Genomic DNA, 14,408 nt, shown 5'->3' with positions numbered 1-14,408 from the left:
GGGCTTCGAGGTGCAACCTAGAGGTAGCACTTCAGGGATGAGGCGACGAAGGAGAGGCAAACCATGAACGCGACGGACTTCGCGGATCGGATCGAGCAGGAGATCGTCATTCACGCGCCGCTGGAGCGGGTGTGGGAGCTGGTCAGCAGGCCGGGCTGGTGGGTGAACGACGGAGACGACGAAGACACGGCCGGTGCGCGGGACGTGCGTACGGAGAATGGCCTCGATGTCGTAGTGGACCCGAAGTACGGGCGCTTCCCGGTGCGGACCGTGGCCGCCGAGCCGCCCGCGTACATCGCCTTCGAGTGGGCCAGCGGCTATCCCGGTCAGGCGCCGGTGGAGGGGAACTCGACGCGGGTGGAGTTCCGGCTCAGCGCGCGGGGCGAGGGCGGTGTGGTGCTGCGGGTCGTCGAGAGCGGATTCGCTTCCCTGAAGGCGCCGTTCGACGAGCGGAAGCGGTCCTTCGAGGGCAACGTCGAGGGATGGACGCAGCAGTTGTCGCTGGCTCGGCGGCGGGCGGAGCGTGAGGGCGCGTGAGCGTGGGCGGGGAGTCCAGCCCGGGTGCGGCCGGGGAGCCCGAGCCCGAGACCGACCTCGGTGCGGTTCTCACCGCCCTGTCGGACCCCACGCGCCGTCTGCTCCTGGAGCGCCTTGCCGCAGCGGGGCGGGCCAGCGCCACCGAGCTGGCGGAGGGCCTGCCGGTGTCGCGCCAGGCCGTACTCAAACACCTCAAGGTCCTGGGCGATGCGGGCCTGGTGACGTCCGGGCGGGCCGGACGGGCCGTCCTCTTCGAGGTCCGCCCCGGGCCGCTCGACGCCTGCGCGCGGCATCTGGCCGAGCTGGCGTCCACGTGGGACCGCCGCCTGCACAACCTCAAGCGCCGCGCGGAAGCCGTACCGACTCCGCCCCCACCGAAGGAAAGCCGTCAGCCATGAACAGCACAGCCACAGCCCACACGGCCATCGCCTACACGACGTACGTGGCAGCCGACCCCGAGCAGGTCTGGCGGGCCCTGACCGCCCCGGACCAGACCGACCGCTGGTGGGGTGTCACCTTCGGCTCCGACTGGAAGCCGGGTTCGCCCATGACCTGGCGGCAGGGCGAAGCGCGGATCGAGGAACCGGAGCAGGTCGTCCTGGAGAGCGTGCCGCAGCGCCGGCTCGCCTACACCTGGCACACCTTCACCCCGGAGTGGGCGCGGGCGGTCGACGTACCGGAAGACGTGCGCGCGCGGATCGCTGCCGAGCCGCGTACGAAGGTCTCCTTCACGATCGACCCGCAGGGGCCGCTGACCCGGCTGACCGTCGTCCACGACGACTTCACCCCCGAAGGAGCACTGCACGGCATGTGCAGCCAGGCCTGGCCCCTGCTCGTCTCCAGCCTCAAGACCCTCCTGGAAACGGGCCGGCCACTGCCCGACCCGGGCCACAACGCGCACGAGGGATAGCCCCGCTCCCACCGTCCGCTCCACCACCTGCTCCACCGCCCACTCCACAGCCCGCCGGGCCGCGAACGGACCCGGATCCGATACCCGATCGGAAGCCGGGGCCCGGCGGGCTATGCTCATGGGTGCGCCGACGCCGTGTCGGCGAGGACCGTTAGCTCAATTGGCAGAGCAGTGGACTTTTAATCCATTGGTTGTGGGTTCGAGTCCCACACGGTCTACCTCCGGCAGGTTGGCGGAAAGTCTCGCTGACCTGCTCTTCAGCGCCCCACTCGGTTCGGCCGGGTGGGGCGCTGTCGCGTTGGCGGGCCGGACGGGTGTCTGAGTGCCGCTCGCTCGCCGTGAGGCTTTACCCAACGGTCGACCACTTGTTTCCCCAGGCCAGATAGCTTTCGGGCATCCATTGATCGCGATGTACGGGCCCTCCTTCGGCATGTCTGGAGGGGTCCGTCGGGAGGCGTGCCATGACTGTGGTCGACCTGTTCCGGGCGGCGGCCGGGCTGCCGGAGGCTTGGAGTTCGCGGGTGTTGGGTGAGGTGGGGACGGCCTGCGTCAAGGTGCTCCGGATGGACGAGATGCCGGTCGAGGAGGAGGCGCACGGGGCCGCTGAGGCGCTGCTCGTCCTCGACGGCCGGATGGAGCTGACCGTGGACGGTGCCGAGGTGTCGGTGGGGGCGGGGGAGATGGCCGTGGTGCCGGCGGGGGCGCGGCATGCCGTCAGGGCGGGCAGCGCGGGCACTCTGGTGATCGTGGAAGTGCGTGAGGGGTGAGGGAAGTTCACGAGCCCGAGCAGGGAGTTGACGAGCCCGAGCGGGGAGTTCACGGGGCCGGGCGGTGGGCGGAGTTCGTGCATCTTCGGGCTCGGCCGGTCATTACCGGTGGCGATCCGGGCGCCTGAGTGCGGCTATCGGCAGGAGCCCTCGCCGCGCGGGGCGGATCGCTAGCGTGTGGGGCCGTGGACGGCCCACGTGCCATGGGGGTGAGTGATGGCCGCTGCTGACGACGCGGCATCCGCCGGGACGATCCCGGTGCAGCAACTGCGGGCGGGTGACCACGCCTTCGTCGGGTACGACGATGACGACGCGGGCCGCGACGTGGTGGCCGGGTTCGCGTGGGCGGGGCTGGCCAAGCGCGAGCGGGTGATGGTCTTCGCCGCCCCGCAGCTGGCCGAGGACGAGGTGTGGGACCGGCTCGACGTGCCGGGGCCGCTCCTCGGCGCCGCCCGTGATCGCGGGCAGCTGGTGGTCAGCAGCATGCGCGCGCTGATCCATCCCGCGCGCACCTTCACTCCCGAACGGCAGTGGCAGCGCATCGAGGAGGAGACCGACCGGGCCCTGGCAGATGGCTACCGGGGGCTGCGCACGTACATCGACATGCACTGGGTCGCGGACCTGGACGCCGATGTCGCGACGATGATGTACCGGGAGTCCCACGCCGAGCACCTGTTCAGCGGCCGCCCGTACACCGAGATCTGCGCGTACGACAGCCGCTGGTTCGCCCCCGAGGTCCTCACCGCCATGCACCGGGCGCACCCGTGCCGGCTGCTGCCGCACCTCGGAGCCCTGCACACGGAGCACACGGACGACGCCGTGCGGCTGGCCGGCGAGGCGGACATCTCCACCCGGGAGCAGTTCGTCGCCGCCCTGCGCGAAGGTCTCGCACGCAGCGCGGACGCCGGGCGGCTGACGGTGGACCTGTCCCGGCTCAGCTTCCTCAGCGTCGCCTGCACGATGGACCTGCTCCGGCTCGCCGGGTCCGCCACGCACGACCGGATCGAGGTGCGCTGCCAGCCGACGGTGGCGCGCATACTGCGCCGGGTCGACGTCGGCCCCCTGCCCGGCCTGCGTGTCAGCGAGGTGAGCCGCTGATGCCGGCCCCCGCCTCCGCCTCCGGCGACCAGCCCGCCGCCCCCCTCCTCGAATGCCCCTTCACCCAGGGCGACCTGCCCCGACTGCGCATGCTCGTCGACCAGTACGCCCACCGCGAGGGGCTGCCCGAACCACGCCGCGGCGAGTTCGTCGTGGCCGTCGACGCGGTCGCCACCAACGCCATCGAGCACGCGGGCGGCGGCGGCACCCTGACCCTCCAGCGCGCCGACGGCCACCTGGAATGCCACATCCACGACTCAGGACCCGGCTTCACCGCCGACGCCATCCCGCCCCTGGCCCCCGGCATCGACGACCACACGGCAGGGCACGGCCTGTGGATCGCCACCCTCATCACCGACCACCTCACCATCTCCGCGGACACCAACGGCACGACCGTCGCCCTCACGATGCGCCTGCCTCACTGAGCACCGCCGCAGGGTCCGGGCGTTCGCGCGTCAGAACTCGAAGACCACCCCGGTGTGCTGGTGCAGTTCGCAGTCGTTGCCGTACTGCTTCTTGAAGCTGACCCGGCGGCCGTCGTACGTGCCGGTCGCCTCGGCGAGCACCGGGGCGTAGACCATGGTGCAGACCCCGCCTGCGGGCGGTTGTTCGATGGTGCCCCGGCGGGCGGCCAGTTCCGCGCACGCGGAGCGGGCGGACGGGTGGGTGCCGCCTGTGGGGCCGCACTTGAGGGTCGTCGTGCGGGCGGGGGTGGTGTCGGTCTCCGGGTGGGTCAGGGTCAGGCGCAGGTCGGTGCGGCCCGCGGCCGCGCGTGCTTGTTCCGGGGTGGCCCGTGCTTGTTCCGGAGTGGCTCGTGATTGTTCCGGGGTGGTGGGGGCGGATGCCTGCGCGGTGCCCGTCAGGACGGCGGTCGTGCCGAGGGCCAGCAGGGTGGCTGCGATCTTCGCGACGGTCTTCGTGGGCTTCATGGGTGGTTCAACGAAGGGGAGTGGGTTCGGGGTACGAGGGTCTGTGTGAGGGGCGGGCGACGTCGGTGGGGTCACCCGATCGGACCAGTTGAGCCTGCGGCCGCGGCGGGGTGCCCGCACGCTGCCAGTGGAGGTGCGGCATGGCAGCTGGGGCCGGTGGGCGTGGGGGAGTTTCCGTACGTGGCGTGGGCCGCCCGGTGTTCGCGCCAGTGGTCGCCCTGGTGCTCGTGCTCGCGCTGGGGTTCGGCGCCGTCGGGTGTGGTGGGGGCGGTGGGGACGACCGGGCGGCCAAGCGGGCGCGGGCGTCCGATCTGCCGTTCACACATCCCGGCGTGCTCGTCAGCAAGGAGCAGCTCGTGCGGGCGCGTAAGCACGTCGCCGCGCGTGAGGAGCCGTGGTTCGCGGCGTTCCGGCAGATGCAGGGCAGCAAGTACGCCTCGTACGACTACGTCGCCAAGCCCTCCGCCGTCGTCGCCTGTCCGGCCGGCACGGCGGCCGGGAAGGGCTGCGTGGAGGAGCGCGAGGACGCGCTGGCCGCGTACACGCAGGCACTGCTCTACAACATCACCGGCGACCGCGCCCACGCCGTGAAGGCGCTGCAGATCATGGACGCCTGGGCCCGCGTCCTCACCCGGCACACGGAGGCCAACGCCGGGCTCCAGACCGCCTGGGCCGCCTCTTCCTGGGCGCGCGCCGCGGAGGCCGTGCGGTACACGTACGACGGGTGGAGCGACGGCGAGCTGCTGCGGTTCTCGCGGATGCTGCGCAACGCCTATCTGCCCCAAGTCCGGGACGGATCAACCGACTCCAACGGCAACTGGGACCTGGTGATGGCCGACGCCACGATCGCGATGGCGGTGTTTCTCGACGATCACGAGGCGTTCGAGCGGGCCGTGCGGCATTTCCGTGCACGCGTGCCCGCCTATTTCTATATGGAGTCGGACGGGGAGTTGCCGGTGTCGCCCGCGGGCAGCGACATCACCACCGCCGCGCAGCTCCAGAAGTACTGGTTCGGGCAGAAGACCTTCGCCGACGGGCTCTCCCAGGAGACCTGCCGCAACTTCAAGCACGCCGGCTACTCCCTCGCCGCCGCCGCGCACATCGCGGAGACCGCCTGGCATCAGGGCGTCGACCTGTACGGCGAGGAGAAGGACCGGCTGCGGGCCGCCCTGGAGTTCCACTCCCGGTACCAGTCGGGGAGCGCCGTGCCCGGCTGGCTCTGCGGCGGCAAGGTGCAGCGCGACCTGGGGCCCGACACCGAAGTCGCCTTCAACCATCTGCGCGGGCGGCTCGGGATGCAGTTGCCCGAGACCCAGCGGCTCACCGCCGACCTGCGGCCCGAGGGCACCGACGACCTGTTCGTCGCCTGGGAGACGCTCACCCACGCGGACAGTGTTTAACCGATTCGCCTTCTGCGCCCCGCATGGCGTACTGTTCAGTTTACCGACGCGGGGTGGAGCAGCTCGGTAGCTCGCTGGGCTCATAACCCAGAGGTCGCAGGTTCAAATCCTGTCCCCGCTACTGAAGAAGTAGTCGCAGTAACCCTGAGGCCCGGAATCACTTGATGATTCCGGGCCTCAGGCGTTTCTCGGACGTTTCTCGGACGTTCGTCGGAGGCTGTCTGAGATGTTGTTGCGCTGCCTCCCGTGCCCTGCGTAGCTTTGTGATCACTATGAGTCGGCTGCGGTACGTGCTGTCGGTGGTGCTGCTCACCACCTGCGCGTTGTTCGCCGGTGTGTGCCACGGGCCGCACGGGCTCGCCGCCGCGAACTCCGTCACCGCCGCCCCGCCCGTCCACCACCACGGCTGCCCCGGCCCCGCCCACGGCGAACACGCCGGAACGGCGCACCCCGCGGCGCTCGCCGCGCAGCCCGTCGACCGGGAGCGGCCCGACGGGGCGGGCGGCAAGGGCGGCGGCGAATGGGCCGACGGGCCGGCGTCCGGCGCCGGGACGGACGTGGTCGGCGGGTGTGCGCCGCCGAGAGCCGGGCCCTGTTGCGGAGCATCGGGCCAACTACTCCTCGTCGCCATCGGGGTGGACCGGAACTGAGGGTGCCTCGGAGTCCCGGTGCGGACTCCCATGCCACCCCCCCATCCACGTACGCACCCGAAGGACATCTCCGCATGATCGGCAACCTTCAGCCCGCGGCGGCCGCCGTGGGCAACACTCCCGTGCTCTGGATCGACGCTCCCTCGCCCGAGGGCGGCCGCGGCTACTGGGCCAAGCTCGAAGGCTTCAACTTCGGCGGCATCAAGGACCGTGCCGCCCTGCACATGGTCGAACGCGCCCGCGCCCGCGGGGAGTTGCGGCCCGGCGCGCCCATCGTCGAGTCGACCTCCGGCACCCTCGGCCTCGGCCTCGCGCTTGCCGGGGTGCACTACGGCCACCCCGTGCACATTGTCACCGACCCCGGCCTCGAACCCATCGTGGAGCGGATGCTGACCGCGCACGGCGCCCGCGTCCACCGCGTCCGCGAACCCGGGACCGTGGGCGGCTGGCAGCAGGCCCGCGTGGACCGGGTCGCCGCGCTGATGCGGCGCCCGGAATTCGCGGGCGCGTGGTGCCCGAACCAGTACCACAACCCCGACAACGTGACCGCGTACGAACCCCTGGCAGCCGAACTCGTCCGGCAGATCGGGCAGTTCGACGTGCTCGTGTGCGCGGTCGGAACGGGCGGGCACTCCGCCGGGATCGCGCGGACGCTGCGTGCGACCGCCCTGCCCGGACTCGAACTCGTCGGCGTCGACAGCGTCGCCTCGACCATCTTCGGGCTCGCCGCCGGGCCCCGGCTCATGCGCGGGCTCGGCTCGTCGATCCACCCGCGCAACGTCGACCACGCCGCGTTCGACGAGGTCCACTGGGTGGGGCCCGCCGAGGCGGTGCGCACCGCGCGGCGGCTCGCGGAACGGCAGTTCGCCACCGGCGGCTGGAGCGTCGGCGCGGTCGCGCTCGTCTCGCAGTGGCTGGCCCGCACGCGGCCGCGCGGGACGCGCATCGCGGCGGTGTTCCCGGACGGGCCGCAGCGGTACTTCGACACGGTGTTCAACGACGAGTACTGCGGTGCGCACGGGCTGCTCGGGCGGGCCGGCGCGATTCCCGACGAGCCTGGGGAGGTGGCCGGGCCGGGCGACGGGGTCGTGGAGTGGAGCCGGTGGCGGACCGGGCGGCGTGGGCTCTCGGTGGGGTGGGACGCGGTGGGCGCGGGTGGTCACCCCGCTCCCGTCGAAGACACGGTCACCCCTGTCGCAGGCGTCGCCGCTCCCGTCGTTGCCCCCGTTGCCGCCCCCGTCGAAGGCGCCGTCCAGTGACCGGCGTCTGGGCCCGCGCGCGCACCTTCGAACCCGCCGTCCAGCTCCTCTTCGTCAACCAGTTCAGCATCAACCTCGGCTTCTACATGCTGATGCCGTACCTCGCGGCACACCTCTCCGGCCAACTCGGGCTCGCCGCCTGGGCGGTGGGCCTGGTGCTCGGCGTACGCAACCTCTCCCAGCAGGGGATGTTCCTGGTCGGCGGCGCGCTCGCCGACCGGCTCGGGTACAAGCCGATGATCGTGGCCGGCTGCGCCCTGCGCACCGGCGGCTTCGCGGCGCTCGCCTTCGCGCAGACGCTGCCGGTGCTGATCGTGGCGTCGGCGGCGACCGGGCTCGCGGGGGCGCTGTTCAATCCGGCGGTACGCGCGTACGTCGCCGAGGAGGCGGGCACGCCGGAGCGCCGGGTGGAGGCGTTCGCACTGTTCAACGTCTTCTACCAGACCGGCATCCTGGTCGGCCCGCTCGTCGGACTCGCCCTGACCGGCGTGGACTTCAAGCTCACCTGCGCGGTGGCGGCGGCCCTGTTCGCGGTCCTTTCGGTGGTGCAGGTGCTGCGGCTGCCGGTGCGGCGGAGCAAGGACGCGGATGCCGGGGACGCCGGGGGCGCGGGGCGCGGGCAGTGGCGGGCCGTGTTCGGCAACCGGCCGTTCTGGCTGTTCTCGCTCGCCATGACCGGGTCGTACGTCCTGTCGTTCCAGGTGTACCTCGCGCTGCCCCTTGAGGTGGAGCGGCTGCTCGGGGAAGGGACGGCGACGACCGTCGCGACCAGCGGGCTGTTCGTGGTGTCGGGGCTCGTCGCGCTCGTCGGGCAGTTGCGGATCACCGACTGGTGCAGGCGGACGTGGACGCGGGAGCAGTGCCTGGTCGCCGGGCTCGGTCTGATGGGCGCCGCGTTCCTGCCGCCCGCGCTGGGCGGTCCTGGGTACGCGGGTGTCACGGCGCTGCTGCTGTGCGCGGCGGCGCTGGCCGCTGCGAACGCCGTGCTCTACCCCTTCGAGATGGACACCGTCGTCTCGCTCGCGGGCGAGCGGTGGGTGGCCACGCACTACGGCCTCTACAACACGGTCTGCGGCATCGGCATCACCGCGGGGAACCTCGCGATGGGCGCGCTGCTCGACGTGGGGGAGAGCCGGGGGCTGCCCGCGGTGCCGTGGCTCGTCCTCGCCGTGCTCGGCGCGGGCTGCGCGGTGGCGCTGCGCTCGCTGGGCAGGTCGGGACGGCTTGCGGGGCGGGTGGCTGTGGTGGGGGGTGGGGCTGGGTGAGGTGTGAGGTGTGAGGTGTGAGTGGGGGCGGTGGGGCGCTGTGTTGTACGCGGCTGCCTGACCGCTCCTTGACCGCTCCCGGTCGGCGCCCCGGCGCGTGTGCGGTGAATCCGCTCGCGCCCGGGGCGTCGGCCGTCCGGTCCGCGCGGCCCCACGCACCCGGGCGCGGCCCAGCGCGCCCATCGCTCACCCACTCGGCCCACATCAGGTCGCCCCGGGGCCCCGCTGCGGGAAGCCTGGGTGGGCGACGCGGCACGGATGCGGGAGCACCGCGGCCGGACGTGGCACGGATGCGGCGGAGCTACGGCCCGGTCGCGGCCGGATCGTGGCTGGACCGCGGCCGGGCCGCGGCGGGACCGCGGTGCGACGGGACTGCGGGGCGAATGGAGCGGTGGTGGTTGCTGTGCGTGGTGGGGGGCCGGGTGGTGCGCACGGGGACGGGGATCCGGGCGGTGAGTCGCGGGCCCTCGTGCGCGAGCAATCCCCCGTACCCAGAGAACGCACCCTCCCCCGAGAACGTGCCCTGATCCGCGTCCTGCCCCCGCTCCTCCTCATCGGAGGCGTCTGCTTCGACGCGCTCACGCCGCCCGAGTTCACCGCGGCGCCGCTGTTCGCCGCCGCCCCGCTGATCGCGGCGCCGTTCTTCCGGCTGCGTACGACCGTGGCGGTCGCCGCCGCGTCCTGTGCCGCCGTGCTCACCCTGCGGATGACCCACCGCGTGGGCGGCGCCGACGTGCAGGTCGTCACCGAGCTCCTGACCATGCTGACCGTCGGCGTCCTGGCCGTCGTCATCAACCGCGTGGTGCGCCGCGGCGACGCCCGCCTCGCCTCCGCGCGCTCCATCGCCGAGGCCACCCAGCGGGCCGTGCTGCCCCAGCCCGACCCCCGCATCGGCGGCCTCGACATCGCCGCGCGGTACGAGGCCGCGCAGGCCGACGCCTTCATCGGCGGGGATCTGTACGCGGTGCAGGACACCCCGCACGGCGTGCGGCTCGTCGTCGGTGACGTACGCGGAAAGGGAATGGGCGCGGTGTCCGCCGTCGCCGTCGTGATCGGTGCCTTCCGGGAGGCCGCCGAGCAGGAGGCCTCGCTGGAGGCGGTGGCGCAGCGCCTGGAGCGGGCGCTCGCGCGCGAGGGCATGCGGCGCGACGGGCTCGACGCCTTCGAGGGGTTCACCACGGCGGTCCTCGCGGAGATCCCGCGCGGCGCCGACGGCATCGTACGGATCATCAATCGCGGGCACCCCGAGCCGCTGCTCCTGCGCGGCGACGGGCGGCTGTGCGTGCTCACGCCGTCCGAGCACGCGCTGCCGCTCGGCATGGGCGACCTCGGCACCTGGCCGGACCGCGCCGACGAGACCCCGTTCCCGCCCGGCACCACCCTGCTGCTGCACACGGACGGGCTCTCCGAGGCCCGCGACGAACACGGTGAGTTCTACGACCCCGCCACCCGGCTCGGCGGCCGGATCTTCCCCGGACCCAGCGGCCCCGACGCGCTCCTCGCCACCCTCGTGGACGAGGTCCGCCGGCACACCGGCGGCGGCGCCACGGACGACATGGCGCTGCTCGCCGTACGCCGCCCCCTCACACCGCGTGACTGAACCACACCCCTCCGCATAACAACTGACACACCGTCAGGCAATGGTGAAGATCCACTTCGCTGCAGTGCGTCATGGCGCCCGCTCAACTCGCCCTGTTCCAGCCCCCGATGTCCCTTGTGTTCGTAGCGTAAGCGTTAACGATCAACCGGAACGGCTTGGAATACGGCACCGCTGTCTATTAACGTTCGATAACGCAGCGCGGTCGTCCCAGCCGGCACTCGAGTCGGCTCCGTGCGCACACGCCTAATCCCGCAAGGGAGCCGGGGAACCACCACATTGGGGTGAATCGGGCACGCAGCACGCCCGTAGGAGACCTTCCTGCTCCGAACCCGTCAGCTAACCCGGTAGGCGAGAAGGAAGGAAAGGAGTGCGCCCCCGTGGCGTCCAACCGGCCTGCCCCCGAAGCGCTCTACGTACCGAACGACTCCGCCGAAGGACCTGACGGTTCCCCGGGGTTCGCCGCGTACGCCACCCAGGAGCCGTGGGAGGAGTGGAACCCCACCGCGGAGTCCGTGCGCCCGGTGCGAGGCCGGCACCGCGTCCACAAGAAGGGCGGCGGCGGGCTCGCGCGCAGCTCCACCGTCCTCGGCGTCGGCGTCATCGCGGCCGTGGGCGCGGGCGGCATCGCCACCGCGCAGGGCGGCAAGCCGCCGGTCTCCATCTCCATGCCGGACATGTCGGCGGTCACGGACAAGCTCCCGGAAGCCGAGTCGCTGCCGGGCGTGGGCTCGCTGATAGCCGACGACTCAGACGGCTCAGGCGGCTCGGGCGACGACACCACGACCGCCGCGGCCGCGGCCCCCCTCAGCTCCGCCGGCATCACCACGGCCGACGCCGAGCAGGGCTCCACCGGCGCCGGCGAGGCCCTGCGCGCCCGCATCATGCAGCAGGCCGAGAACCAGCAGCACCAGGCGGACGACGCCGTCCGCAAGGCGGCCGAGGACGCGGCCGTGAAGAAGGCCGCCGCGCAGGCCAAGGCCCAGCAGGACAAGGCCACGGCTGCCGCGAAGGCCAAGGCCGCCGAGGAGAAGCGCAAGAAGGAGGAGGCCGCGCGCAAGAAGGCCGAGGCCGAGCGCCTCGCCAAGCTCGCCAAGAGCTTCTCGCTGCCCGTCTCCTCGTACACCCTCACCTCGCACTTCGGCGACTCCGGCTCCATGTGGTCCTCCGGCCAGCACACCGGCCTGGACTTCGCCGCCCCCTCCGGCACGCCGCTGAAGGCCGTGCACTCCGGCACCGTCAAGGAGTCCGGCTGGGCGGGCGCGTACGGCTACCGCACCATCCTCGAACTCGAGGACGGCACGGAGATCTGGTACGCCCACCAGTCCTCGGTCAGCGTCAGCGCGGGCCAGAAGGTCACCACGGGCGAGGTCATCGGCCGCGTCGGCGCGACCGGCAACGTCACGGGAGCGCACCTCCACATGGAGGTGCACACCAGCGGCGGGGCGAACGTCGACCCGCTGGCCTGGCTGCAGGGCAAGGGCCTCAACCCGTAGTCCACAGGGCGCTGTCCCGCAGGACGGGCCGCCCCTTTTGCTCCGGCGGTCCTGGCGACAACCCCCCGACGTCAGGGCTGCCGGAATTCCTTCCTCCGTGCGCGCGTTGAGCCCCTTATGACCATTCTTCGCCCGCTGGGCTCCTCCGACCTCGAAGTCTTCCCGCTCGCGCTCGGCGGCAATGTCTTCGGCTGGACCGCCGACGAGGCGCAGTCCTTCGCCGTCCTCGACGCGTACACCGCCGCCGGCGGCAACTTCGTCGACACCGCGGACGTCTACTCGGCGTGGGCGCCCGGCAACAAGGGCGGCGAGTCCGAGACCGTCCTCGGCCGCTGGCTCGCCGCCCGCGGCAACCGCTCCGACCTCGTCATCGCCACGAAGGTCGGCGCCCACCCCGACTACAAGGGCCTCGCGGCGAACACCATCAAGTCCGGTGTCGAGGAGTCGCTGCGCCGCCTCGGCACCGACTACATAGACCTGTACTACACGCACTACGACGACCCGTCCGTGCCCGTCGAGGAGTTCGTCACCGCCCTCGACGAGCTGGTGCGCTCCGGCAAGGTCCGCGCGATCGCCGCGTCCAACATCACCGCCGAACGCCTCCAGGAGTCCCTGGACTTCTCCGACCGCGAGGGCCTCGTGCGGTACGTGGCGCTCCAGCCGCACTACAACCTCGTCTCCCGCGACACCTACGAGGGCCCGCTCCAGCAGGTCGCCTCCCGCTCCGGCCTCGCGGCCATCCCGTACTACGCGCTCGCCACCGGCTTCCTGACGGGCAAGTACCGCCCGGGTGTCGACGTCGACAGCGCGCGGGCGGGCGGCGCGAGCGCGCACCTGGGCACCGAGCGCGGGCAGCGCGTCCTCGCCGCCCTCGACGAGATCGCCGCCGCGCACGACGCCGAGGTCGCGACGGTCGCCCTCGCCTGGCTCGCCGCCCAGCCGACGGTGGCCGCGCCGCTCGCCTCCGCGCGCACGGTGGAACAGCTTCCGGCGCTGCTCGCGGTGGCGGACCTGGAGCTGACGGACGCCGAGGTGGCGCGCCTGACGGCCGCTTCGGCGTGACGCGGGCCGTGTTCTACGTGCGGTAGGGGTTGTACGAGGGGTAGGCGGGGGTTCCCGGAGTGCCGGGGCCGGTCGTGGGCCGGGGCGCGTACGCCGCCGGGTGGGCGTAGGGCGGCACATACGCGCTGTACGGGGTGTACGGGCCGTACGCCGCGTACGGCAGCGGCACCACGACCGGCGCCGTCGCCCGCGCCGCGTACGCGAGCGCCGGCCGTGCCACCTCGCGGCGCTCCCACAGCGCGTCGAGCAGCTCCCGCTCCCTGACGGCGAAGTCGGCGCGGGCCCGGCCCCGGCGGGCCCGGTGCCGCAGCAGCGCGAGGCTGGTCGCGTACGTCTCGTACGCGACCACGCTCCGGCCCGCCGGTTTGCCCAGGTGGTAGGCGGCGTAGTCGCGGGCGAGGGTCCGCGCGTGCATCGAGCCGAGCGCGAACGGCTCGGCGGCCGTGAGCCAGCCGGTCGACACATAGGCGGGCAGTTCGGCACGGACCAGGCGCAGTTCGCGCTGGCGCAGCCAGACGGCGAGCCAGGTGAGCAGTCCGAACGCCGGCAGCATGAAGGTCGCGTACACGACGAAGAAGCCGTACTCGCCGAAGCTCGCCGAGCCGTTCCAGAAGGCGTGCAGGCCCATCGCGAGCAGCAGTCCGGTGACCGGCAGGAGCACGCGCCGCACCGTGTGCCGCTCGCCGCTGAGGGCGGCGATGCCGAAGCCGATGCCGGTGAGCACGGTGAACAGGGGATGCGCGAACGGCGACATGACGACGCGTACGAAGAAGGTGGCCGCCGTCACCGACGCGAGGCCGCTCTCGCCGCTGAGCTGGTCGGTGCCGAAGGCGTTGCCGAGATAGAGGATGTTCTCGGTGAAGGCGAAGCCGGTCGCGGTGACGCCCGCTATGACGAAGCCGTCGACGACACCGGTGAAGTCGCCTCTGCGGAAGAGGAAGACGAGCAGGACGGCCGCCGCCTTCGCGCTCTCCTCGACGATCGGGGCGATGACGGTCGCGCCGAGCGTGTCGGCGCTGGTCGGGTCGGCGGTCGCGGTGGCTATCCAGCGGGTCGCGAAGCTGTTCGCCACGATCGCTATCAGCGCGGCCGCGCAGGCGCCCCACGCGAACGCGAACAGCAGGTTCCGCCAGGGGCCCGGCGCCACCCGGTCCAGCCAGCGGAACGCCGAGACGAGCAGCGGCACGGGGAGCGTCGCGAGCCCGAGGCCCACCAGGAACCCCTCGGTGCCGGTCTGCTGCCGCACCAGGGCCAGGATCACCAGGCCGGACAGGGCAAGCAGGGTGACCAGCGCGGCCGCCCGGATGGCCTTCCGCTGCCACCAGTGCGGATGCCGGGACCCGGGTGCCCCGGCTGACCCGGCGGGCGGTGCCGGGTAGTTCGGGTACGCGGGACTGGTGGCCACGGCTTTGACAGTAACGAGGGTTGGGACGGACCG

Annotated in this window: 15 protein-coding genes, 2 tRNA genes and 1 riboswitch; of the genes, 15 read left to right on the top strand and 2 right to left on the bottom strand. The window is 72.5% G+C overall.

The genetic code is table 11. The features are described 5' to 3' along the window. The first annotated feature begins 63 nt into the window (after positions 1-63). The 7 genes from IEY91_RS40285 to IEY91_RS40255 all read left to right on the top strand — a co-directional run bounded on the left by IEY91_RS40285 (position 64) and on the right by IEY91_RS40255 (position 3,737). Positions 64-537: an SRPBCC domain-containing protein gene (locus IEY91_RS40285; protein ID WP_164323318.1), complete on the top strand. Its 474-nt coding sequence runs from the start codon at positions 64-66 to the stop codon at positions 535-537. Continuing rightward, positions 534-935 (top strand): ArsR/SmtB family transcription factor, encoded by a 402-nt coding sequence (locus IEY91_RS40280; protein WP_373288128.1) that lies wholly within the window; start codon positions 534-536, stop codon positions 933-935. The genes IEY91_RS40285 and IEY91_RS40280 overlap by 4 nt, the downstream gene beginning before the upstream one ends. Further along, the gene (locus IEY91_RS40275) at positions 932-1,447 is read left to right on the top strand and encodes an SRPBCC family protein (RefSeq protein WP_189177747.1); all 516 of its coding nucleotides are present in this window, start codon (positions 932-934) and stop codon (positions 1,445-1,447) included. The genes IEY91_RS40280 and IEY91_RS40275 overlap by 4 nt, the downstream gene beginning before the upstream one ends. A 145-nt stretch (positions 1,448-1,592) precedes the next feature. After that, positions 1,593-1,665, top strand: a tRNA-Lys gene (locus IEY91_RS40270). Positions 1,666-1,908: 243 nt separating this feature from the next. Then, the gene (locus IEY91_RS40265; protein WP_189177746.1) at positions 1,909-2,214 is read left to right on the top strand and encodes a cupin domain-containing protein; all 306 of its coding nucleotides are present in this window, start codon (positions 1,909-1,911) and stop codon (positions 2,212-2,214) included. A 216-nt stretch (positions 2,215-2,430) separates the two neighbouring features. Continuing rightward, positions 2,431-3,312, top strand: a complete 882-nt coding sequence (locus IEY91_RS40260; RefSeq protein WP_189177745.1) for an MEDS and STAS domain-containing protein — start codon at positions 2,431-2,433, stop codon at positions 3,310-3,312. Then, a complete protein-coding gene (locus IEY91_RS40255; protein WP_189177744.1) occupies positions 3,312-3,737 on the top strand; it encodes an ATP-binding protein in 426 nt (141 codons plus the stop codon). The genes IEY91_RS40260 and IEY91_RS40255 overlap by 1 nt, the downstream gene beginning before the upstream one ends. 30 nt (positions 3,738-3,767) lie before the next feature. On the opposite strand, the gene IEY91_RS40250 is transcribed toward IEY91_RS40255, so the two are convergent. Further along, complete coding sequence (locus IEY91_RS40250; protein ID WP_164323328.1) at positions 3,768-4,241, bottom strand: SSI family serine proteinase inhibitor; 474 nt, start codon at positions 4,239-4,241, stop codon at positions 3,768-3,770. Between the two features lie 140 nt (positions 4,242-4,381). On the opposite strand from IEY91_RS40250, the gene IEY91_RS40245 reads away from it, so the two are divergent. From IEY91_RS40245 to IEY91_RS40210, 8 genes are all read left to right on the top strand, one after another. After that, positions 4,382-5,641, top strand: coding sequence for an alginate lyase family protein (locus IEY91_RS40245; RefSeq protein ID WP_189177743.1), 1,260 nt, complete (start codon positions 4,382-4,384; stop codon positions 5,639-5,641). 47 nt (positions 5,642-5,688) lie between these two features. Beyond that, a tRNA-Met gene (locus IEY91_RS40240) sits at positions 5,689-5,762 on the top strand. 151 nt (positions 5,763-5,913) lie between these two features. Then, positions 5,914-6,291 carry a hypothetical protein gene (locus IEY91_RS40235; RefSeq protein WP_164323330.1) on the top strand — a complete coding sequence of 126 codons (378 nt, stop codon included), beginning with the start codon at positions 5,914-5,916 and terminating at the stop codon, positions 6,289-6,291. A 74-nt stretch (positions 6,292-6,365) separates the two neighbouring features. Continuing rightward, a complete protein-coding gene (locus tag IEY91_RS40230) occupies positions 6,366-7,550 on the top strand; it encodes a PLP-dependent cysteine synthase family protein (protein ID WP_229697727.1) in 1,185 nt (394 codons plus the stop codon). Next, the gene (locus IEY91_RS40225; RefSeq protein ID WP_164323333.1) at positions 7,547-8,815 is read left to right on the top strand and encodes an MFS transporter; all 1,269 of its coding nucleotides are present in this window, start codon (positions 7,547-7,549) and stop codon (positions 8,813-8,815) included. The genes IEY91_RS40230 and IEY91_RS40225 overlap by 4 nt, the downstream gene beginning before the upstream one ends. Positions 8,816-9,284: 469 nt before the next feature. Beyond that, positions 9,285-10,415, top strand: coding sequence for a PP2C family protein-serine/threonine phosphatase (locus tag IEY91_RS40220; protein ID WP_229697725.1), 1,131 nt, complete (start codon positions 9,285-9,287; stop codon positions 10,413-10,415). 230 nt (positions 10,416-10,645) lie between these two features. Continuing rightward, positions 10,646-10,781, top strand: a riboswitch (cyclic di-AMP (ydaO/yuaA leader). Between the two features lie 11 nt (positions 10,782-10,792). Then, a complete protein-coding gene (locus IEY91_RS40215; RefSeq protein ID WP_189177742.1) occupies positions 10,793-11,908 on the top strand; it encodes a M23 family metallopeptidase in 1,116 nt (371 codons plus the stop codon). Positions 11,909-12,025: 117 nt separating this feature from the next. After that, positions 12,026-12,970 carry an aldo/keto reductase gene (locus tag IEY91_RS40210; protein WP_164323337.1) on the top strand — a complete coding sequence of 315 codons (945 nt, stop codon included), beginning with the start codon at positions 12,026-12,028 and terminating at the stop codon, positions 12,968-12,970. Positions 12,971-12,983: 13 nt separating this feature from the next. Here IEY91_RS40210 and IEY91_RS40205 read toward each other — a convergent pair whose 3' ends face one another. Continuing rightward, on the bottom strand, positions 12,984-14,375 hold the full coding sequence (locus IEY91_RS40205) for a PrsW family intramembrane metalloprotease (RefSeq protein ID WP_164323338.1): 1,392 nt from the start codon (positions 14,373-14,375) through the stop codon (positions 12,984-12,986). Between the last annotated feature and the right edge of the window lie 33 nt (positions 14,376-14,408).

This window comes from Streptomyces lasiicapitis (assembly GCF_014646335.1).
In the GTDB taxonomy this organism is placed as follows: Bacteria; Actinomycetota; Actinomycetes; order Streptomycetales; family Streptomycetaceae; genus Streptomyces; species Streptomyces lasiicapitis.
This window is presented reverse-complemented; position numbering and strand designations above follow the sequence as displayed.

Coding starts and splice junctions, on each gene's coding strand:
- IEY91_RS40285 (WP_164323318.1), top strand. CDS start 64: ATGAACGCGACGGACTTCGCGGATCGGATCGAGCAGGAGATCGTCATT.
- IEY91_RS40275 (WP_189177747.1), top strand. CDS start 932: ATGAACAGCACAGCCACAGCCCACACGGCCATCGCCTACACGACGTAC.
- IEY91_RS40265 (WP_189177746.1), top strand. CDS start 1,909: ATGACTGTGGTCGACCTGTTCCGGGCGGCGGCCGGGCTGCCGGAGGCT.
- IEY91_RS40260 (WP_189177745.1), top strand. CDS start 2,431: ATGGCCGCTGCTGACGACGCGGCATCCGCCGGGACGATCCCGGTGCAG.
- IEY91_RS40255 (WP_189177744.1), top strand. CDS start 3,312: ATGCCGGCCCCCGCCTCCGCCTCCGGCGACCAGCCCGCCGCCCCCCTC.
- IEY91_RS40250 (WP_164323328.1), bottom strand. CDS start 4,241: ATGAAGCCCACGAAGACCGTCGCGAAGATCGCAGCCACCCTGCTGGCC.
- IEY91_RS40245 (WP_189177743.1), top strand. CDS start 4,382: ATGGCAGCTGGGGCCGGTGGGCGTGGGGGAGTTTCCGTACGTGGCGTG.
- IEY91_RS40235 (WP_164323330.1), top strand. CDS start 5,914: ATGAGTCGGCTGCGGTACGTGCTGTCGGTGGTGCTGCTCACCACCTGC.
- IEY91_RS40230 (WP_229697727.1), top strand. CDS start 6,366: ATGATCGGCAACCTTCAGCCCGCGGCGGCCGCCGTGGGCAACACTCCC.
- IEY91_RS40210 (WP_164323337.1), top strand. CDS start 12,026: ATGACCATTCTTCGCCCGCTGGGCTCCTCCGACCTCGAAGTCTTCCCG.